Source organism: Motilimonas thetidivivens, from assembly GCF_046452435.1.
In the GTDB taxonomy this organism is placed as follows: Bacteria; Pseudomonadota; Gammaproteobacteria; order Enterobacterales; family CBDFNC01; genus Motilimonas.
On record NZ_JBKFDK010000004.1, the window covers coordinates 61,500 to 83,330 of the forward strand.

Sequence of the window (21,831 nt, forward strand, 5' to 3'; positions counted from 1 at the left end):
TTCAAGTCGGCACTAATGTAAAGGGCACAAAAGAAAGGATGCATGATGTCGGATCACACTGTTGCAGAGAATGAACAAGATCTTGCCGCCGTTGCCGAAGGCGGTGCCTACCAAGTCATTCGCGCTCGCCTTAATCAACAAGGTACAGAGCTAGAGCAAAAGACCCAAAAACTCAATCAAGCCAGACTGAAAGAATTTGGCCGCGAAGATATGCACGTACTTGGCCGAGTACGAGTTCGCACCGAAAACAACTGCCAAGCCCGCGATATTGTATGCGCAGGCGATTACTTGCTATTTGGCTACAATGTTTTCATTGGCCTGAAACAAGAAATAAAAATATCCGACGTCTTTGGACTCTACAAGCTCAACCAGACCGACGCCGGTTATGAGATGCACCATGAGCCCATCTCAGGTAGCTTTTTAGACAACCCCAGATTTGACCAAGATTTCACCGAGCTTTATACCTATTACAAAGAAGCTCGCCTACTCAGACTCACCATACGTGATGGCAAACTCTTAGCCAGCTTCCAAATTGGTTTGAAAATGTCTGATGTCAGGGTTTTTCGCTGGAGCATAAGTAGCGATGGTAAAACCCTAGAATACATAGATAATCGCGGCGAGCGTGACCTTATCCCGCCCGCTCAATATGACTTTGAGTGGCGCGAATGTAGCCGTGAAAACGAAGTGGCGGGCCGTTTCCCCCACATGAATATTTTAGACACCTTGTTTGTGGAAACCACCCAAGGTGATCTGACCATCAAGATTGAAAACAATACCGATTCAGGTCTGGGTATTTACGCCGAAGATGTTGAGGACGACAATCAATCTCTTGATGATGCCCGCTTTTTATATGCCGAAGTCGGCTCGCTGATTCTGTTAAAAATACTGCCTTATCGCGAAGAAAAGTGGCGTTACTTAGTATTTAACCGCAATACGGAAACCGTGGTCCGTATTGACAATATTGGCCATGCCTGTCGCCAATTACCTGAAAATCATGGCGTCATTTTCCCCGGCGGTTATTACCTGCAAAACGGCGAATACAAAACCTTCGATGATGATATAACTGGCCTAGAATATCGCCAAACCATCAAAAGCCCCAACGGCGAAGACGTACTTTATGTCTTTTATGAGCCTGTCGAAGGCAAGGTTGGCCTGTATGCCTATAACCTGATCAATAAAAGCCTAGAAAACCCTTTATTTGGTCATGGCTACGCCGCCCTAAATGATGGCCGCGTGGTGTTATTTTATGCCGAAGATGAGCCAACTCGTGTACATCCGATGCAAATTTGGCAAACACCATTTTGCTCCGACGAATACGCCAGCGCCCAGCCAACCAAGCAAAGCTTTTACGGCAAGATAGGTAATGCCGAACTGGTACGAGGTATCTCGGAATTATTTAGCACAGTTAAAGCCATTAACAATCAAAGCGTTTCAACCAAGCTCTACGGCGAATTGATAAAAAGCGTCAATCGCATGTTTGATAGCTATCATTGGATGGCGGCCAAGCAAGTCGATGGCATCGAAGACCTGCTACGCCAAATTTCAGCCACTGCTGAGTTGGTGTTAGATGAGTTTGAAAAAGTAGAAACCATCCGCCAGCAAGCGCGCCAAGCACTACAGCAAGCTCAGCAGCAGCAAAATAAGATCCTATCTAGCATTACGCCCGACTCTTGGCAAACTCCAGAAAATTTTGTTGGCGGCCTCGATGCCATTCGCAAACAAAAAGGCCATTTGCTCACCATCAAAACCATGCGTTATATGGACGCCGAGCCGTTGGCTGAGATGGGCAAAAAGCTGGAGCAAGCAGAAGCAAGCCTTAGCCAAAAAACCGTGGAGTTTCTTGCCAAAGAGTCTTCACTGGCACCTTATAACGACAAACTCGTTAACTTAAACAATGAGTTAGAAAAAGTCGTGTCGGTGGCCGAGCTTGAGCCCGTTGCCGAGCAACTTGAGCAAATGGCTGCCGGGCTGGATTTATTATCCGAGCTAATGGCTACCCTAAAGGTGAATGATGCAACGGTGCGCACCCGCATCATAGATACGATTTCAGAAATTTATGGCCGTTTAAACCAAACCAAGGCCAACGCCAAACATAAAAAGCAAAGCCTAGGCAGCGCCGAATCCTTAGCGCAGTTTTCTGCCCAATTTAAGCTGTTTAGTCAAAGCATAACTAATGCCCTCGGCTTAGCGAATACACCCGAAAAAGCGGATGAGCAATTATCACGCTTATTGGTGCAACTCGAAGAGTTAGAAAGCCAATTTAGCGAGCAAGAAGAATTTCTAGCCGACATTCTGACCAAGCGCGAAGAAGTTATTGAGAGCTTTGAAAGTCATCGACAGCGTATGGTTGAAGCCCGCCAGCGTAAGGCCAGCACGCTAAAAGATGCGGCCGAGCGGATCTTAGCCAGCATCACGCGTCGGGTGCAAAAGTTTAGCGAGCTAGAGCAGCTCAATACCTTTTTTGCTTCCGATGCCCTCGCCCTAAAAATTTACGATTTAGTGGCGCAGCTGCGCGAGATAGATGACTCGGTGAAGGCCGATGACATCGAAGCCAAGTTTAAAAACAGTAAAGACCAAGCCATTCGCTCGCTGCGCGATAAAAGCGAGATCTTTGAAGACGGTGGTAACGTCATTAAACTCGGCCCACGCCATAAGTTTACCGTTAACACTCAAGAGCTGGATCTCACCTTGCTACCTAAGGGCGAGCAATTAGTTTTCCACTTAACGGGAACCGACTATTTTGATGTCGCCAGCGACCCCGAGCTGAACCGACTAAACGCGTTTTGGAGCCAAGAAATTGAGTCGGAAACCAAACAGGTTTATCGCGCAGAATACCTAGTTAAACAAATTCTCGATTGCGCCGAGCGCAATGAAGCGGGCCTAACTCAAGAGCAGCTGCGATTAGCACAAACCGATCAAGCCCAATTAAACCAACTGGTACGCGATTTTGCCGCGCCACGTTATAAAGAAGGCTATGAGCGGGGTATTCATGATCATGATGCCAGCCTAATATTGAGCCAACTGTTGCCCGCGTTAAGCCAAGCCGACGTGCTCAAATTCCCACCATTAAGTAGAGGCTTTGGCGCTATTTTTTGGGCTAACTGCCAACAGCAAGAGCAAATGCAAACTTGGCCAGAGCGCGCCAAGTCAGCACTTAGAATGGAATCCATCTTTAATTCCAGTGACGCCCGGCATTTACTTGAGCAAGAAATAACACAAGCTCAACACGCCTTTGCCAAGGAAACCGAGTTACCCTTGGATGCCACGTCGATCAATCTCAGTGCGCGTTATCTAGTGCAAGAGCTGGCCAAAGAGCCGGTTGTATTTGCCACCAGCAAATACGCCGATCATCTGGCGCAAGAGTTACGGCGCGCCATGGACACCGAGTCTTGGCACTCCTACCAACATAGCTTGGAAAAACTCAAAGGCAAGATAGGGCAGCGCTGGGCTCTGACTCAAGCTTGGCTGCAAGCCTTAGTCAGTAATAAAGCGATGGCCAAATGGCAAGCCTATATTCCAGAGGCCATTGCCCTGATTAACGGTGAGGGCCGACTCAGCCGCCGCGTTCACGAAGTAGAACTTGAATTTCAGGTGGATGGTTTGATGGGGCAACACAGCCGCATCAAAGATCGCAAATTAGATATCTCACTGGACGACTTTTTACAACGCCTTGAGCATCACCAGCAAAGCGTGTTGCCCGGCTATGCCGAGTTTTTAGCGGTGCGTAACCAAGTCACGCAAAAGCAAAAAGCGCAGCTGCGCCTCAATGAGTTTAAGCCAAGACCGCTATCTTCTTTTGTGCGTAACAAGTTAATCAATGATGCCTATTTACCCATCATAGGTGATAACTTAGCCAAGCAAATGGGCACCGTCGGCGAAAGTAAACGCACCGATTTAATGGGCTTGTTGATGCTTATCTCGCCACCGGGTTATGGTAAAACCACCCTGATGGAATACATTGCCAGCCGGTTGGGATTGATTTTCATGAAAATCAACTGTCCGTCCATCGGTCATGTGGTGGATTCACTCGATCCCGAGCAGGCACCCAACGCCACCGCGAAAGCCGAGTTACTTAAACTCAACTTAGGCTTAGAAATGGGTAACAACGTGATGCTGTATCTGGATGATATTCAGCACACCAACCCTGAATTTTTGCAAAAATTCATTTCGCTGTGTGACGGCACCAGACGGATTGAAGGTATCTGGCAAGGCCAACCAAAAACCTATGATTTACGTGGCAAAAAATTCTGCGTGATCATGGCGGGTAACCCTTACACCGAATCGGGCGAAGCGTTTCAAATCCCCGACATGCTGGCTAACCGTGCCGATATTTATAACCTAGGTGATATCTTAGGCGGCATGGATGAAGCCTTCGCCTTGAGTTACCTTGAAAACGGCATGACCTCAAATCCAGTACTCGCGCCACTTGCTACTCGCTCACAGCAAGACTTCTATAAACTGGTTGAACTTGCCAAAGGCAACCAAGTGGATAGCAGTGAACTTGAGCATGGTTACAGCGGCGCTGAGCTCAATGAAATCACCGGTGTGTTAGCTAAGTTACTGCAAATCCAGCAAGTGGTGCTCGCGGTTAACCAAAGCTATATTGCGTCTGCTGCTCAAGCAGACAAATACCGCACCGAGCCGCCATTTAAGCTGCAAGGCAGTTATCGCAACATGAACAAGATGGCCGAGAAGGTATCTTCGGTGATGAATGATGCCGAGCTGATGCAGTTGATTGAAGATCACTACCTAGGTGAAGCGCAAATGCTCGCCGCGGGGGCGGAGGAGAACCTGCTCAAATTGGCCGAGCTGCGCGGTAACATGACCCCAGAACAAAGCCAGCGTTGGCAACAAATTAAAGCTGACTTTGTTAAACATAAGACCCTTGGTGGTGATGGCGATATGACCCTAAAAGCCGTGTCTCAACTACTGGATATGAATGCCAACCTTAACAGTATTAACGATACCTTAAGCCAAACCCGTTATCGCTTTAAGCGCAGTACCACGGAAACCGGTAAAACTCAGGTGAGCATCAGCAAAAAGCCCAAGCATGTGAAGGAATAATTGATGGATCAACAACAAATAGAGCAAATACTGCTCGCCAGCCTTGAGGACAACAAACTCGACAGGGATGAAAAGCACGCCTTGGCCGAGTTAACTCAAAGCTTACAAACCCAGCCCGACAGCATCAGCTTTATCCGCAATAAAGCCTTTGCCTTGCTGTTGGCAAACAATGAATTTGATGAACAGCAATTTCGCGCCATCAAATGGCTCGAAAATGTGGTGAAAACCTTAGATAAAAATAGCCAGCAGCCCAGCATAGTGGCCGATGCTTGCTTTAGTCCCGGCAGTGATTGCCTTAACCGCATTGTCAGCTTATGCCAGCAGGCACGCCATAGCATAGATATTTGCGTGTTTACGATTTCTTGTAATGAAATCACCGACGCTATTTTACAAGCCCATCAACGCGGCATTGCCGTGCGCATCATTTCCGACAATGATAAACGCAATGACAAAGGCTCAGATGTTTATCGCTTAAGTGATAGCGGCATACCTGTGGTGGTAGATAGAACCGAACACCACATGCACCATAAATTTGCCTTGTTTGACCAAAAAGTGCTGCTTAATGGTAGCTTTAACTGGACCCGCAGCGCCTCTAAATATAATCAAGAGAATATAGCCACCACGGATAATCCCAAATTGGTTAATGCCTTTCAGCGCGAGTTTGAGCGCCTTTGGCACAAGCTAGGTTAGTCGACGCTACGTTTAGGTCAGCTAACCTCAGTGCTGACCTAAACGTAAACAATCCAATTTAGGCTCGCAGCCTAAATATAAACAATCTAATTTAGGCTCGCAGCCTAAATATAAACAATCCAGTTTAGGCTCGCAGCCTAAATATAAACAATCCAGTTTAGGCTGCGAGCCTAAATATAAACAATAATTAAGTTTTCCCTCACAGTATAAGTTGCTATGTTAGCCTGCTGACTCAAATGTTCGTCTAAACAGGCTTCACCGAGTTCAAACTTTAATCGTTAGTCACTTTACTTTTAACGCCAGCATTGCAGAATGAGCAAGGTGCTCGCTTGGCAAGTTATCTGTCTCAGGGAAATGTATGCTAGACCGGAGTTGTCGTAATCTCATTCGTTATTATCGCGCTTGTTATCAAGCGGATAATCGAGATTTAACTCTATTTAATGTTTATCATCGAGATTGTGAATTCACCCGCTTTATGCAAGGGCGCGAGTCACTCGTGAGTAATGACATACCTCGCCTCCCCCTAGCGAAAAGCTACGGTGAAGCCTTGTATCAAGCACAAAACATCTACCAAAGAGAGAAAACCCTACTCTACTGCAGCTTTTTCTTACTCGGTAAATTACCGTCGAGCTATCCAGGTAAACGTAAAGTTTGTGCGCCGCTACTCTATTACCATGCCCAAGTCAGTATGGATAATAATGAGTACTACCTCACTATTGATAAAAGTAAGCCAATCGTTAATTGGCCCTTACTACGCTGGACTCTGGCGGAAGGCAAGCAACCTAACGAGCCAGAGTTTATCAGCCAAGGCATCACCGAGTTGGATGTTGCTAAGCTAAGCCATTGGCTCAGCTCACTCAGTGATAAGATAAATTGTCTTGAGCTTTATCATTACCCCAACCTGAGCAGTGAAGACGACATCGAAGCTAAGCAGCTTCATAGCCAAGATGACAAGTATAGTCTGATCTCGGCATCGGCGATCACCTTAGTCAAATATTCACTGGCATCGCGCGGCATTTTGCATGATCTCAAAGCCATGGCGGTTTCTTCATACCTGCCGCAGTCGGTCAATATGTTATTAACGGGCATAGAGCAAACCGCTTCGGTTCAGCGTCAAAAGTCAACGGTATCCCCCGCCACTGGGCGAGAATATCTTAGTGGTTTAACCGCCGCTGATCCCGATAATATTCCTGCATTACTCAGTCATGCACAGCGCCAAGCTCTGATCAATGCGGCACGTTTTCCCGTTAGTCAGATAGTGGGCCCTCCGGGCACAGGGAAATCTTATACCATCGCTTGCCTCGCCTTAGAGCGTTACCTGCAGGGGGAGTCTGTCTTAGTAGTAGGGCAAAACAATGAAAGCGTGAACATTGTCGGCGACAAGATAGAATCTATGCTAGGACAGCAAGATTTTGTCGTGCGCGTAGGCGATGCTAGCTACCATAAAAAATTAAAGCGCTATCTTAAAGATTTACTCAGTGGTTATCTGACCCAACAAGATACGCCAACGAAAAAGCACTCCAGTGAGAGTTTGCTCAAGCAAAAACTCAAAATGCAGCGCTTAGAAAAACAGTTTGCCAAGCGCTGTCAAAAAGCCATTCGTTATGGCATGCACACTTGGAAAGCCCAACAGCACGACTCCTTGTGGAACCGTTTCAATGCTTGGTGGGCCAAACGGGCCACATTAAATCAAGACATATTGTTTGACGTGTTTGCTGAAATCACCAAACAACAACGTATTCGCCACCTTGCCCTTGGCCATTATATTAGTGATAGCCGCCGTCGCCGGTTGCACCATGTATTACATAATCATCGAGCCCAGCTTAGTCGCTTTAGAGAGGCCATCAACGCCACAAACTCAAGTGAACAAGCCAGCCGCTTTGATTCGATCGATTACAATATTTTGCTCAAGGCCATGCCGGTCTGGCTTGGCACCTTAGGAGACCTACATCGAAGCCTCCCATTAAAAGCAGAGCTATTTGATTTGGTGATCATCGACGAAGCCAGCCAATGTGATATAGCCAGCACCTTGCCTGCGATTTACCGCGCCAAACACGTGGTCATTGTCGGCGATGATAAACAACTTAGGTTTATCTCGTTTTTATCCAAAGACAAACAAGCGAAACTGCAAGCGCGTTATGATCTCGTGAGTCAAACCAACGAATTCGACTATCGCAATGTCAGTGTGTTAGATCTCGCAAATCGTCACATTAAGCAGCAACAGGCGATTGTTGTCTTAGATGAACACTTTCGCAGTAAAAGTGCCCTAATTGATTTTAGTAACCGTAAGTTTTACCACCAGCGGCTCAAAATCATGCGCCATAAACCGGGCAACACCCCCGACTATCCCTTGTCGATCATGCCTTGCCAAGGGCAATATAAAAACGGCAAAAACCAGCAAGAAGCACTGGCAGTGATGGCGTTTCTGCAAACTAAGCTACACCTACAAAGCGCGATGGGACTGAACTCTAGCATAGGTATTTTGTCGCCATTTCGCGAGCAAACCTTGCTGCTGCAAAAGTTAGTTACTAAATATGCCACGCCCGACCAAATCAAAAATCACCGGATCAAAATTGAAACCGCATACGGCTTCCAAGGCGAAGAGCGCGATATCATGTTGCTAAGCATGTGTGTCGATGAGCAAAGCAGTGGCCATCAATTTCGTTATATCAACCGCAGCGATGTGTTTAATGTTGCGGTTACGCGCGCCCGTGATGAGCAATATGTCTTTTTATCGAGTCGTCCCCATCGTTTGCCATCACAATCATTATTATTTGAATATGTGCACAGTATTGAGCGCAATCATCAATACTCTTTGGATGACAACACTGACTTTGATGCTTTTCAGGCCGAGGTATCGCGCTTATTAACACTAAATGGGATCAACACGTGGAAAAACTACCCTATTGCAGGGGCTGAGCTAGATTTAATGTGTGAATACGGCGATAAAACCTTAGCCATTGACTTAATTGGCTATCCCGGCGAATCACAAGACTATTACCATCTCAGCCGTTACCAAATATTTCAACGTGCAGGTTTAACCCTGTATCCCCTCACCTATACCCGATGGGTCAATCAAAAACATCGGGTATTACAGCAAATAATACAGTTACTGGGGGCCAGTGAAACCGGCCTGACCAGTCAAGAAAACAGTATTTACTGATCGCCTTGGAGTAATTGTGGCGATAGGGTGACCGTTCCTAACTCGGAGCTGACCAACACTTCACCATCTTGTACCGACACCTGTATATCCATGGCTTTTTGGTACAACTCGGCGAGGGCTTGGGTTTGCTCATAGGCAAGATTATAAACAACCAACTTGTTCAGCTTCGCCAGTTGCTTATGATTTTGTTGCCACCAAATATCGGCGCTACCACCACCATAGGTATAAAGCACCACTTGTTTGGCTCTAGCGCAGGCCTTTTTCAAGCGTTTTTCTTCTGGCGTCCCTAGCTCAACCCAGAGCTCAATTTCATCAGTGAGGGACTTAGCCCATAACTCCGGCTCATCATCAGCACATAACCCCTTGGTAAAGGAGAGGTTTTCCCTTGCTTGTAAAGCAAATGCCAGCAACCTAACCATCAAACGCTGGGCGTTTTCCGAAGGATGTTGGGCCAAGGTTAAGTTGTAGTCTTGATATAAATGAGAGTCCATATTGGCAAGCTGTAATCTTGCCTTGATAATCGTTGCACCAATTGCCATGTATCATTCCTATTAGCCACATTAAAAGTGGCTTTATAAAAGGGGCTAAACCCTGCCCCAAAAAAGCGAGACTAACTCCCCAAGATTTTTAAAGGCAATCCTAGCATGGCATCACCTGTGCCGGCTAAGTACCAAATAATAGCCACAAAGCTTGCTACCGTAGCCACATACCAAATCAAAGAAACCCATTGAGCGTAACGGTTTAATGGCAGTAGATGGCTTTGATGGCGCATTTTCCATTCCATTAGTATTTCAATGGAGCCAATCAAGAGTAAAAAGCCAAGTAACGCGAGGCCGAAGTGATAACTTACCCAAACACCAAGTCCAGCGCCCACCACACAGGCCAGCAGGCCGGTTACGCTATTCATGGAAAAGCTGATGCTTTTCAAGATATGACCACCGTCTAATGGCAACACAGGCAGTAAGTTAAATAAATTAAGGAGCGCATTAAATGCCGCTAACCCGGCAAAAAAGAGATTGCCCGTAAGCCAATAGGCCAGTAAGCAGACCAGCGACATGATCAGACCGAAAAATGGCCCCATGATAGAAATCACCACATCTTGCCAACGGGTGTTAATTTTTTCATCACTTAGCGCCAAGCCCCCGAGAAAGGGAATTAAGTAAATGCCTTTGGTTTTCATACCAAAATATTTCATCGCTCGGATGTGGCCATATTCATGAAATACCAAACAGGCTAACAAAGCCAAGGCAAATTGAAATGAAAACAACCAAGAGTAGGCGGCAAGGCTGGCTCCCGCAAAGGCTACTTTGATCATTTTTGCACTTTTGAACAACTTAAACCCTAAAGATAATAAGCCAAGGGTGCTCCATTTTTTCTCAACCATAATAGGCTGAGTGGGCTGCTGTTGCTCTATGTCTTTTTCGCTGCGCTCACCTTGGGCTTTAATCATACCATTGCTGGTTAAGCAGTAGATCAGTTTAAACGGCTGCCAACTGAGACTCACTTCCAGCTCAACCACGATAAGGTTATCGCCTTGGTCATTGAGCTCAAACCTATGGACTAGCTGAGAACGAGAGGTCACATCCTGCTGTAACACCGACACCAGTTGTCCCTGCCAAAACAGTTTCTGTTCACCATTGGTTGAGGCTTCTAACCGTAAAGGTTGCTCAAACAAAGTTAAATTAAGTAATTCCAAATTTTGATATCTCATTGTGACTTGAGTTTGATGGCCTGCATTATGCCTAGTGAGCCAAGAATCGCAATGGTTTGCCTTTCACACATAGGTTTATCTCGCCATAAAGCAAGTTAACTCAGGAATTAAATATTTAACTCTAAGTGATTTGTTTTTGACTAAACTAGCAATAAGGATGTCGAACAACGAGTGATACGGAGTATTCATTGCTAGCAGCGCTATTTTATACCAGTGCAGGGATCTGTTTTTTTGCTGCTTTGTTTAGTGGCTTTGTCGCCCTATTGAAAGAGAAGCCTAAAACCTTTATCCACTTTGCATGGATTTGCTTTTGCATTAGCGGGTATCAAATACTGACCTTGCAATACTTCCAAGCCAGTGGGCTGAGTCCAGCTATTGAGTTACTGCGTTGGCAATTATTTTTTATTTTAATAATGACCCCTTCTTATTTTGTCTTTATCGCCACCTACACAGGACAAAAGATACTGCAGCCTTTTTTACTCTTAATTTGCATCATCAGCGCCTTGTTCCTCTTCATTAACTTCAGTCACCCACTGACTATTCGATTTAGCCAAGCTATTGATTATGTTCAAGCTACTGTGCCATGGTCACTACAAATCTCATTGATTGAAGGCAAAGTCTCGCTCTGGGGCAAACTGTTACATGGCTTTTATTGGTTGCTAATGGCTTGGGTGGGCTTTCGCAGCTGGTATCTGTTTCAAAGAAAAGAGCGCAGAGTCGCGATCTTTTTTAGCATTTATCTCATCGCTCAAGTAGCCACCGTAGTGATGGGGGTAATGATAGATGCTGGAACGATTAAGTTTTTTTATGTATCGGGATTCTCCTTTGTTATCTTAATCATGCTGATGTGCTTTAGCTTGGCGATTGATTTTAAAAAAGCCAATCAGCGCATCTTGGCTCAAGCCATAAAGCTCACCACCGAACGCCGCCAACGCTTAATGGCACAAAAAAACCTCAATATGATGGCCCAAGTAGTAGATCAATCACCCTCAGCCTTGATGATTTTAGACCTCAACGGCACCGTGATTGAATCGAATCAAGCATGCGATCATTTCTGGCAACGCTCACTATCGATGGAAAGAATTAACTTTATTGATTTCTTATGTTTGCTCTATCCCGATAAGAAACACGTCATTACCGATATAGGCCATCAAGAGAAGGTGCAGTTGCCACCTATGTCAATGAATGAGGTTTCCACCCCCTATTTTGCCGCCAGTCGCAAGCAATCCATCTTAACCTTTAGAGTATTTATTACCCGTGAGTACAACCAAGCAAAACAAATTGTGGTGTCGTGCTCAGATGTCACCGCAGAGCAACAGCAAATGCAAGCTATACGCCATATCGCCTGTGGCGTCACCTCATCGGAAGGTGGCAATGTTTATCATGATTTAATCACCAACTTAGTAAAATTGTTTAACGCTAAATACGGTTTTATCGGGTTTATTCAAAATCAAGATCCGCAAATTATCCGTACTTGCTCTGTTATCGGAGAGGGAAAAATCATAGGTAACTTTTCTTACCCCTTACTTGACTCCCCATGTGTACACCTTGATAGGAGTAATATTTGCCATTTTCCTCAACACGCTCAAAAGCTATTCCCAAACGATGCCTTGATTAGCAAAATGGGCGTTGAAAGTTATATTTGCACCAAAATTACGGATGAAACGGGGATAGCCAAAGGCTATATGGTGCTAATGCATACCGAGCCATTGCAAGATGATGCAAGGTTACGGGATATCTTAGATATATTCTCCACCCGAGCTGGCAGTGAGATGCAGCGTAACGAAGCGCAAGATAAGATAAGAAAGATGGCGTATGAAGATTACCTGACTCATTTACCCAATCGGGCCTTACTACTCGATCATCTAACCGAACAGATCAATAAGCACAAAACCAATCAAACCCAAGCGCTCCTCGTGGTGATGGATCTCGATCATTTCAAATCTATCAATGACGTATTAGGGCATGACATAGGCGATAATATATTACGCTGCATTGGAAAATTGCTATCTGAGCATTGCCTGCACGACTTTTTTATCGCGCGCCAAGGTGGTGATGAATTTGCCTTAATCAGCCGTAAACCTTGTTTGAACCAAGATCAACTCTTCGAAGCCATGTTCAAATTAGAAAAAGTGCTGAATCGACCGCTCCAAGTAGGTGAGCATAAAATAGACATCGGCGCTAGCTTTGGCGTTTGCCTGTTCCCTAAAGCCAATGAAAGCGCATTGGATGTGATAAGACACGCTGAGCTCGCCTTGCATAAAGCCAAGAGTAGTGGCAGAGGACGCTTCAAGTTGTATGAACATAGCTTAGAAATAGTGGCTCAAGAACGCATGGAAATGCAACAAGCACTCAAAAATGCCATCGCCAATGAAGAACTCTCACTTTATTTCCAACCTCAGCTAGACAGCAAAGGGCAATTATTTGGCACCGAAGTATTACTGCGTTGGTTTTCTCCTCGATTTGGCTTTGTTTCACCCGCCAAGTTTATTCCGCTAGCAGAAGAAACTGGGTTGATCCACAGCATAGGTGAGTGGGTATTTACTCAGTCTCTAATCAGCTTAAGGCAATGGCAAACCAATTCCATTCCGTTTCAAGGCCACTTATCCATTAATGTTTCTGCTTGGCAATTTGCCTTACCGCATTTTGCCGAAGACGTCATTAGCAAAGTTCAAACTCATGGATTATCACCCCATAGCTTGATGCTTGAAGTGACTGAAACGGGGCTGCTGGTTGATATCCCCGACACGATACAAAAACTATCACTGATTCGTAATTTTGGTATTGAGATCGCCCTAGATGATTTTGGTACTGGCTACTCCTCCATGGCTTACTTAAAAGAGCTGCCGCTCGATTTACTCAAAATCGACAAGACCTTTATTGACGAGCTGGTTGATAGCGATCATTCCGCAATAACAGAATCGATTATTTCTATTGGCAGAAATATGCAATTAAAAGTCATCGCCGAGGGCGTTGAAACACTAGACCAAGCAACCCGACTTGCTGAGCTGGGCTGTCATATTTATCAAGGTTACTATTTTGCCAAGCCGATGCCTGAACAAGATTTTATCGCTTGGTTATTCAAGCATAGAGAGAAGCAATTAAAGGCTACATCGTTTTCTCGCCACTTAAATCAAGCTTAACGGCCTATCTAGGGTTGACACAAACTTGAATTACCCGCTAAATTGTCACTTCATTCATTAGGGATTGTGTCATGTTGTTATCGCGCATACACAAAATTTGGATTTCATTGTTCGTCATGGCTAGCTTAGCTATGTCGGGTATGGTTTCTGCCACTATGCTATCCATGCCTATGATGATGACATCTACCCCAACCGCAGAGCTTCATCATTCTGATGCTAGCGAGACGAGCAATCAAGTTGATTGCCATTCCTTAACATCGCAAAACACCAGCATGGCTCAGTCAACTGACGATAATAGCCAGCCTCATTGTGACAAACTCATGGCCAGTAGTTGCTGCCCTGCCGTTTGTGTCAACCTAGGATTACTATCGCCAACAACCCAATTATTGGTACGTCAGCCATACCGTTGTAAATTATCGACCGAAGCCAGTGTCTCGGTTATCGAACGTCCATCTTCTTTATATCGCCCTCCAATTAGTTAATTCCAATACGCCTTTTTCCGTGGAGCCTAGCTACACGTAAATCGAGTCAAAAAATCACGACTCTCATTAAGCTTGGTGCTGTTAGCAAAACCAGCTTGATTTAACGTATGTTTTTGATAATTGGATAATACCGTGAAAACAAAACGATCTTTAATCGCATTGGCTTTAGGTGCTAGTGCGTTGTTGATATCTCCTATTTGGGCCGCGCCGAACACGACAACGCAGGCCATCGAAAGTACTAAGGCAACGATTAGCCTTAACCAACTGATTGAATTTGCACTTAATCGCGACGCAACGCGTGAGCAATTACTTACTCAGTCGATGGCACTCAGAGAAACCGGAGTAGCCAGTGCCAGCTTGATGGATCCGAAAATGAAAGTGGGCATTGGTGGCTTACCTACCGACAGCTTTAGCTTTGATGATGATCCCATGACCAATGTCTCGATTGGCTTTATGCAACAATTTAGTCGCGGTGATACCTTAGCATTGCAACAACGAAAGCTAAATCAACAAGCAGATGGCGTCGAGCGTCAACTTGGCGCGCGTGAATTAGAAGTGGCCAACAACATCACCAAACTATGGTTAGAGCTGGGCTATCAGCAGCAAGCCGCCGACATTCTCAAACAAAATCGCAGCCTAATGCTAGAAATGCTTGGCTTTATCAACACCAACTACGCCATCGGCAAAGGTGAAAGCCAAGATTTATTGCAAGCACAATTACAAGTTAGCCAGTTAGACGAAAAATTGCAGGCAAACCAGCAAATGCAAAGTCGAATAATGGCGCAGTTATCACAATGGCTAGGACTTGAATGGCTTAAGGATGAACGCCCATTTGTAGCAAGCCATGCCTTAAGTTGGCAGCAGCTAGAGCGTAAACTCAATCAATTTGGCCAAGGTGATGATTTCTATGCCGTATTGCAACATCATCCATTGGTGCAAATGAGCAATAGCAATATAGCTGGCAATGAAACCCAAGTCGCCATTGCCGATGAAGCCTATAAGCCTGAATTTGGTGTTGAGGTTATGTATGCCAATCGCCAAGCCAATGGCATGGGAGGTAAGCCTGCTTCGGACTTAGTCAGTGCTTACCTCACCATTGATATTCCGCTATTTACCAACAATCGCCAAGATCGCAATTACGCCGCAGCGCAATATCAACTCGGTGCAGCTAAATTGCAGCGAGATCAACTATTGCGCCAAATGAATGCTGAGGTGCATTCCCTATTGGTTGACAAATATAACCTCACCGAGCGGATCGCGTTATACCAAAACACCCTGCTCAAGCAAGCACAAGCAACTACTAAAGCGGTAGAGCGAGGCTATGAAAATAATACTGCGCAATTTAACGACGTTATCGCCGCCCTGCGCACTGAGCTGACCTTAAGCCTAGAGCAAACCCGTTTAATTACCGATCTCAATATTAGTCAGAGCAATTTAGCGGCCTTATTACAGGGGTTTGAATATCAAGTAGCGCAACCTGACATCGCCAAACCCAGCGCCAGAATGAAGTGAGAAATAATAAAATGAAGACCTTTAGTATTGCCACCATCACCTTAGTTATCGGCGCTGCCCTTGGCTATGTCGCCAGCGATGCAGGCCAGCCGTTACTTAACCAAATGCTTGGAGCCCAAGGGCATCAAGACCACCAACAATCATCGGCCGCATCCAATGAGCCACTATATTGGGTGGCGCCAATGGATCCCAATTACAAACGTGACAAACCGGGCAAATCCCCCATGGGCATGGATTTAATACCCGTTTATGCCGAAGATCTAGCAGGAAGTAATGATGCGCCAGGCACCGTCACCATTAGCCCTGCGGTTGAAAATAACCTAGGCGTAAAAACCGCCGCCGCCAAAATGGCGCCTCTTAGCCCACAAATCGAAACCGTGGGATACGTTGCGTTTGATGAAAGCCGTCTTTGGCAAACCAATGTGCGCGTCAGTGGCTGGGTAGAAAAGCTCTATATCAATGCCATTGGTGAGCGAGTCGAGCGCGGTGACGTGCTATTTACCTTGTATTCACCGGATCTGGTAAAAGCGCAAGAAGAGCTGCTCAATGCATATCGCACCGAGCGCAGCGGTTTAATAAAAGGCGCAACCGAACGCTTGGTAACCTTAGGCGTTGATCGCGAACAAATTAAACAAATCGTTCGCAGTGGCAAAGCACTGCAAAATATCCAAGTAAAAGCCTTAGACAGCGGCATTATTGCCAGCCTTAATATACGTGAAGGCGGCTATTTATCACCCGCTCAAGCGGTGATCAGCGCCGGCCCCATAGATCAAGTTTGGGTCGACGGCGAAGTGTTTGAACGCCAAGCTCATTGGGTGAGTGCAGGCAGTCAAGCCGTGATGACCCTGGATGCCATCCCCGGCCAAACTTGGCAAGGCGAAGTGGATTACGTTTACCCTATTTTAGATGCCAAAACCCGCACCTTAAGAATGCGTTTAAGGTTCGACAACCCAGACTTTGCTTTAAAGCCTAATATGTTTGCCAATATCACCTTGCAGCCTAAAACCCAGCAGGCCGTATTGACTATCCCACGCTCCGCGGTGATCCGCTCCGGTGATATGACCCGCGTGGTACTGGCCCTAGGGCAGGGTAAATTTCGCTCGGCGCGCATTGAAGTGGGCCGTGAGGCTGGCGAACAAATCGAAGTGTTAGCTGGTTTAAATGAGCAGGATCTCGTCGTTACCTCAGCGCATTTCTTACTGGACTCAGAATCGAGCCAAAGTGCCGATTTGTCACGTATCAATGGCATCGACGTCGCTGCCAAACGCGTTTGGGCCAAAGGCGAAATCACCAACGTCATGGCTGGGCACAAGATGCTCACCATCAATCACCAACCCGTCAAAGAATGGGACTGGCCCGGCATGATCATGGATTTTAGTGTCAGCGAAGGTCTTGACTTGAGCGCTGTTGAAACGGGTCAAGGGATCGAATTTGAAATGCAAAAAACCGCAGCAGGCGGTTATGAAATTACCGACTTTAAACTCAGCGAAAGCAGTGCGCCAAGCGAAGTTTGGGTAGCAGGCAAGATCACCATGTTAATGGCAGACTTTGGCATGATCACCTTAGCCCACCAAGTCGTTTCAGAGCTTGGCTGGGAAGCCGGTGAAATGAATTTCAGCGTGGATGACAAGGTTGACTTAACCCAGCTCAGCGAAGGTCAAGCAGTGCGATTTTTACTGCAAAAACAGGGCAGCGAATTTCGCTTAATCCAGGTCGTGGATAATGGGAGCAAACTATGATCCCTAGTATTATTCGCTGGTCTATTCATAACCGTTTTTTAGTCTTAGTTGCCACGGTATTTTTGGTGTTAGGTGGTTTATACAGCGTTAAAAATACCCCCGTTGATGCCCTGCCCGATCTTTCCGATGTGCAGGTCATTATCAAAACCAGCTATCCGGGACAAGCGCCGCAGGTCGTGGAAGATCAGGTGACCTACCCTCTCACCACAGCCATGTTAGCGGTGCCGGGCGCGGAAACGGTGCGCGGCTACTCGTTTTTTGGTGACTCCTATGTTTACATCATTTTTAACGATGACACCGACATGTACTGGGCGCGTTCACGCGTGCTGGAATATTTAAGCCAAGTTGCGCCTAAACTGCCGGCCAGCGCCAAGCCCACGCTTGGCCCTGATGCCACTGGTGTAGGTTGGATTTTTAGCTATGTATTACAAGATAAAACCGGCCAACATGATCTTGCTGAGCTACGTAGCTTGCAGGACTGGTTTTTAAAGTACGAGCTGCAAACCGTTGATGGCGTGTCGGAAATCGCCACCGTGGGCGGCATGGTCAAGCAGTACCAAGTGCAAATCGATCCCGCCAAATTGCGCGCCTACAACTTGACGCTACAACAAGTCAATATGGCCATTAAAAACGGCAACCAAGAAAGCGGGGCTTCGGTGATTGAAGTGGCCGAAGCCGAGCATATGGTGCGCACCACGGGATACCTCTCAAGTATCGAAGATATCCAATCGCTTCCGCTGAAAGTCACAGATAAAGGCACGCCGTTGTTACTGGGTGATATTGCCGATATTAGCTTAGGGCCGCAAATGCGCCGCGGTATTTCCGAGCTTAACGGTGAAGGCGAAGCGGTTGGTGGTGTGGTAGTGATGCGCTTTGGTGAGAATGCCAGCGAAGTCATCGCTAAAGTCAAAACCAAACTCAGCGAACTGCAATTAGGCTTGCCGGAAGGGGTCGAGATAGTGACCACTTACGATCGTTCAACGTTGATCAACGCCGCTGTCGATAACCTTTGGACCAAGTTGGCCGAAGAATTTATCGTGGTCGCCATCGTTTGTGCGTTATTTTTATTCCATATTCGCTCATCTTTAGTGATTGCGTTAAGTTTACCGGTTGGGATCTTGTCGGCTTTCATTGTCATGCATTGGCAAGGCATTAACGCCAATATCATGTCCCTTGGCGGGATAGCCATTGCCATTGGCGCCATGGTGGATGGTGCAATCGTAATGATAGAAAACGTGCACAAACACATAGAGCGTACGCCACTTACCGATAAAAACCGCTGGCAGGTGATTTCTAAAGCCGCCGAGGAAGTCGGGGCGCCACTGTTTTTCTCATTGCTGATCATCACCTTGAGTTTCTTGCCCGTATTTGCTTTAGAAGGCCAAGAAGGCAAGATGTTCTCGCCACTGGCCTTTACCAAAACCTATGCCATGGCGGCGGCGGCAGGTTTAGCGATCACCTTAGTACCTGTGTTGATGGGCTACTTTATTCGCGGCAAAATTTTGCCGGAGCACAAAAACCCCGTGAACAAGGGCTTAGTAGGCATGTATCGCCCTCTGCTAAAACTTAGCCTGCGTTTTCCTAAGTCAATGATCTTGCTAGCCTTGATACTCATGGCCTCGGCTTATTACCCCATGTCTAAATTAGGTGGTGAATTTATTCCACCGCTGGATGAAGGGGATTTAATGTACATGCCCACCACCTTTCCGGGCGTGTCCATCGGTAAGGCCCGCGAGTTATTACAGCAAACGAATAAGCTGATCAAAACCCTCCCCGAAGTTGAAACGGTTTGGGGTAAGGTCGGTCGCGCTGAATCAGCAACGGATCCAGCCCCTTTAACCATGATCGAAACCGTGATCCAGTTAAAACCCAAGGATCAATGGCGTGAAGGTATGACACCGGAAAAGCTGCGCAAAGAATTAGATCAGCTTATTCAATTTCCAGGTTTAACCAATGCTTGGGTAATGCCAATCAAAACCCGTATCGACATGTTGGCCACGGGCATTAAAACCCCTATCGGCATTAAGGTTGCAGGTCCCGATCTCAAACAAATCGAACGCATTGGCGCCGCCCTTGAACCTATCTTAAATCAACTTGATGGCACGGCATCCGTCTATGCCGAGCGTGTGGCAGGCGGGCGCTACGTAACGATAGATATTAAACGCCACCATGCTGCTCGTTATGGCCTAAATATCAATGAAGTTCAGCAAGTTATCTCCACTGCCGTGGGCGGTATGAATGTCAGTGAAACCGTGGAAGGCCTGCAGCGCTATCCCATTAATGTCCGCTATCCACAAGATTATCGAGACTCTGTCATTAAACTGCAGAATTTACCCTTGGTCACCCCTAACGGCGCCCGCATCGCGCTGGCCGATGTTGCGGATATTCGCTACGAAGATGGGCCCCCCATGATTAAGACCGAGAATGCACGACCTAATGGTTGGGTGTTCGTCGATATCGAGGGACGCGATCTTGGCTCGTATGTGGCCGAGGCCAAACAAGCCGTGGCCGAGCAGTTAGATTTGCCAGCGGGCTACTCCTTAGCTTGGTCGGGGCAATATGAGTATATGGAGCGCGCCAAGGCACGATTAAGCATAGTTACGCCTATCACGTTAGCCATCATTATGTTGCTGCTTTACCTAAGTTTCCGCCGCTTGGGTGAAGTGCTGATCATCATGGCCACCCTGCCACTCGCTATGGTGGGAGGTCTGTGGCTAATGCATTATTTGGGCTACAACTTCTCTATCGCGGTTGGGGTTGGCTTTATTGCTTTAGCCGGGGTTGCCGTTGAAATTGGCGTGATCATGCTGGTGTATTTAAACCAAGCTTGGCACTACAAAAAGCTTGATGCTAAAGAGCGCGATCAAGCACTGAATGCCGCAGATTTGGCCAGCGCTATCGAGCAAGGAGCCGGCCTTAGAGTGCGCCCAGTTATGATGACAGTACTCACGGTGATCATTGGCTTGATCCCTATTATGTATGGCACAGGAACCGGCTCAGAAGTGATGCAACGCATCGCTGCGCCGATGATCGGCGGCATGGCCTCGGCATTAATGCTGACCTTATTGGTCTTACCCGCCATTTTCCAGCTTTGGAAAAGCCGAGAACTTAAACTAAATCCACTAACAGATAAACAAAGCAACTGATTTTAAAAGAGGAAATAAATATGAAAAAGTCACTATTAGCCCTAAGCCTAGCCCTAGTTGTCAGCACTAGTTGGGCTGCTGAAAAAATGGATCACGTAGACATGGACCACAGCAACATGAACCATGGAGAAATGAATCACGGAGAAATGGATCACTCCAATATGGATCATAGCAAGATGGATGCCGAAAGCATGGCTGCCATGCCAGGGATGACAGATGTGGGCATGCCCGCGCCAGGCGCCAAGCCCGATAAGGTAGTGCATGTGATCTTAAGCGATGATATGAAAATCACCTTTAAACAAGAAGGCACTATCAAGCCCAATGATGTGGTGCAATTTGTGGTAATGAACACGGGTAAAATCGACCATGAATTTGCCATCGGCTCGGCAGCAGAAATGCAAGCGCATCGAGAAATGATGAAAACCATGAAACACCATAATCACGATGCAACAAACGTGGTAACGGTGGAACCAGGTAAAGCTAAGCAGTTACTTTGGCACTTTCATGGCGAGCCAAACGTAGAATTTGCCTGCAATATTGCTGGTCATAGCGAAGCGGGCATGGTGAAAAAAGTCACCTTAAAATAAGCCAACATCACAGAGCTCCAATACTTAAGTATCTAGCGCTCTGCATTAGCCTAGCAGGAATAAAGATGAAACAGTTGCTCGTTCTAACCATGCTTTTTCTACTTAGCACGCCTAGCCATGCCGATAAGGAATTATATTTTAAAGCGGGTGGCTATGGCTGCGCCGCTTGCCACGGTAAATATGCCAATGGGGGCAACAATGTGGGCGGAAATATCCGTGGTGCTGATTTGGCAAAATTGGATCGTGCTCTCGCTAATGAGCCGACCATGCAACTGCTTGGCCCAACACTAGATGAGCAGCAACGCGCATCCTTGGTGCAATATTTGGCCGAGCTAGATCAATACCAATTGATAGAATGGCAACTCAAAGCTGACTCAAACACAGTCAAGGTGACCTTTGAGCAAGACAAACCGCTACAGTTGGTTATCTTTAACAGCACCTTACAAGCCGTCGACTTAGATTTAACGCCCATCGGGCTAGACTCAAGTCTAACTATCGCCGCCTATGACACCCAAAGTGTAGAGTGGCAAGCCAGCGAGCCCAACTATACTTTGACCATAAATCATCAACAACTTGTTTTAAATAAGCAATAAG

Annotated in this window: 12 protein-coding genes; 10 read left to right on the forward strand and 2 right to left on the reverse strand. The window is 46.5% G+C overall.

Features of this window, described 5'->3' with window-relative positions; translation table 11 throughout:
• Window positions 1-45 precede the first annotated feature (45 nt).
• From ACK8OT_RS04535 to ACK8OT_RS04545, 3 genes are all read left to right on the forward strand, one after another.
• Window positions 46-5,064 carry a DNA repair ATPase gene (locus ACK8OT_RS04535; protein ID WP_410195324.1) on the forward strand — a complete coding sequence of 1,673 codons (5,019 nt, stop codon included), beginning with the start codon at window positions 46-48 and terminating at the stop codon, window positions 5,062-5,064.
• Between the two features lie 3 nt (window positions 5,065-5,067).
• Entirely contained in the window at window positions 5,068-5,754 is a 687-nt protein-coding gene (locus ACK8OT_RS04540; protein ID WP_410195325.1) for a phospholipase D-like domain-containing protein, read from the forward strand.
• A gap of 358 nt (window positions 5,755-6,112) precedes the next feature.
• Window positions 6,113-8,917: an AAA domain-containing protein gene (locus ACK8OT_RS04545; RefSeq protein WP_410195326.1), complete on the forward strand. Its 2,805-nt coding sequence runs from the start codon at window positions 6,113-6,115 to the stop codon at window positions 8,915-8,917.
• Here ACK8OT_RS04545 and ACK8OT_RS04550 read toward each other — a convergent pair.
• Both ACK8OT_RS04550 and ACK8OT_RS04555 read right to left on the reverse strand, forming a co-directional pair.
• On the reverse strand, window positions 8,911-9,456 hold the full coding sequence (locus tag ACK8OT_RS04550; RefSeq protein WP_410195327.1) for a YaeQ family protein: 546 nt from the start codon (window positions 9,454-9,456) through the stop codon (window positions 8,911-8,913). The two genes, ACK8OT_RS04545 and ACK8OT_RS04550, sit on opposite strands and share 7 nt — an antisense overlap.
• A 71-nt stretch (window positions 9,457-9,527) precedes the next feature.
• Complete coding sequence (locus ACK8OT_RS04555) at window positions 9,528-10,628, reverse strand: site-2 protease family protein (RefSeq protein WP_410195328.1); 1,101 nt, start codon at window positions 10,626-10,628, stop codon at window positions 9,528-9,530.
• Between the two features lie 188 nt (window positions 10,629-10,816).
• Between ACK8OT_RS04555 and ACK8OT_RS04560 the strand changes: the two genes are divergently transcribed.
• From ACK8OT_RS04560 to ACK8OT_RS04590, 7 genes are all read left to right on the forward strand, one after another.
• Window positions 10,817-13,771, forward strand: coding sequence for an EAL domain-containing protein (locus tag ACK8OT_RS04560; RefSeq protein ID WP_410195329.1), 2,955 nt, complete (start codon window positions 10,817-10,819; stop codon window positions 13,769-13,771).
• A gap of 71 nt (window positions 13,772-13,842) precedes the next feature.
• Complete coding sequence (locus ACK8OT_RS04565; protein WP_410195330.1) at window positions 13,843-14,253, forward strand: hypothetical protein; 411 nt, start codon at window positions 13,843-13,845, stop codon at window positions 14,251-14,253.
• Between the two features lie 132 nt (window positions 14,254-14,385).
• Window positions 14,386-15,765 carry a TolC family protein gene (locus ACK8OT_RS04570; RefSeq protein ID WP_410195331.1) on the forward strand — a complete coding sequence of 460 codons (1,380 nt, stop codon included), beginning with the start codon at window positions 14,386-14,388 and terminating at the stop codon, window positions 15,763-15,765.
• An 11-nt stretch (window positions 15,766-15,776) separates the two neighbouring features.
• Window positions 15,777-17,504 (forward strand): efflux RND transporter periplasmic adaptor subunit, encoded by a 1,728-nt coding sequence (locus ACK8OT_RS04575; RefSeq protein ID WP_410195332.1) that lies wholly within the window; start codon window positions 15,777-15,779, stop codon window positions 17,502-17,504.
• A complete protein-coding gene (locus ACK8OT_RS04580) occupies window positions 17,501-20,650 on the forward strand; it encodes an efflux RND transporter permease subunit (RefSeq protein ID WP_410195333.1) in 3,150 nt (1,049 codons plus the stop codon). Before ACK8OT_RS04575 ends, ACK8OT_RS04580 begins: the two co-directional genes overlap by 4 nt.
• Before the next feature lie 20 nt (window positions 20,651-20,670).
• Window positions 20,671-21,237, forward strand: a complete 567-nt coding sequence (gene copI / locus ACK8OT_RS04585; protein ID WP_410195334.1) for a copper-resistant cuproprotein CopI — start codon at window positions 20,671-20,673, stop codon at window positions 21,235-21,237.
• A gap of 65 nt (window positions 21,238-21,302) precedes the next feature.
• A complete protein-coding gene (locus tag ACK8OT_RS04590) occupies window positions 21,303-21,830 on the forward strand; it encodes a c-type cytochrome (RefSeq protein ID WP_410195335.1) in 528 nt (175 codons plus the stop codon).
• Window position 21,831 lies beyond the last annotated feature (1 nt).

Excerpts from the sequence above, each read along its gene's own strand:
- ACK8OT_RS04535 (WP_410195324.1), top strand. The coding sequence starts at position 46 with ATGTCGGATCACACTGTTGCAGAGAATGAACAAGATCTTGCCGCCGTT.
- ACK8OT_RS04540 (WP_410195325.1), top strand. The coding sequence starts at position 5,068 with ATGGATCAACAACAAATAGAGCAAATACTGCTCGCCAGCCTTGAGGAC.
- ACK8OT_RS04545 (WP_410195326.1), top strand. The coding sequence starts at position 6,113 with ATGCTAGACCGGAGTTGTCGTAATCTCATTCGTTATTATCGCGCTTGT.
- ACK8OT_RS04550 (WP_410195327.1), bottom strand. The coding sequence starts at position 9,456 with ATGGCAATTGGTGCAACGATTATCAAGGCAAGATTACAGCTTGCCAAT.
- ACK8OT_RS04555 (WP_410195328.1), bottom strand. The coding sequence starts at position 10,628 with ATGAGATATCAAAATTTGGAATTACTTAATTTAACTTTGTTTGAGCAA.
- ACK8OT_RS04565 (WP_410195330.1), top strand. The coding sequence starts at position 13,843 with ATGTTGTTATCGCGCATACACAAAATTTGGATTTCATTGTTCGTCATG.
- ACK8OT_RS04575 (WP_410195332.1), top strand. The coding sequence starts at position 15,777 with ATGAAGACCTTTAGTATTGCCACCATCACCTTAGTTATCGGCGCTGCC.
- ACK8OT_RS04580 (WP_410195333.1), top strand. The coding sequence starts at position 17,501 with ATGATCCCTAGTATTATTCGCTGGTCTATTCATAACCGTTTTTTAGTC.
- copI (WP_410195334.1), top strand. The coding sequence starts at position 20,671 with ATGAAAAAGTCACTATTAGCCCTAAGCCTAGCCCTAGTTGTCAGCACT.
- ACK8OT_RS04590 (WP_410195335.1), top strand. The coding sequence starts at position 21,303 with ATGAAACAGTTGCTCGTTCTAACCATGCTTTTTCTACTTAGCACGCCT.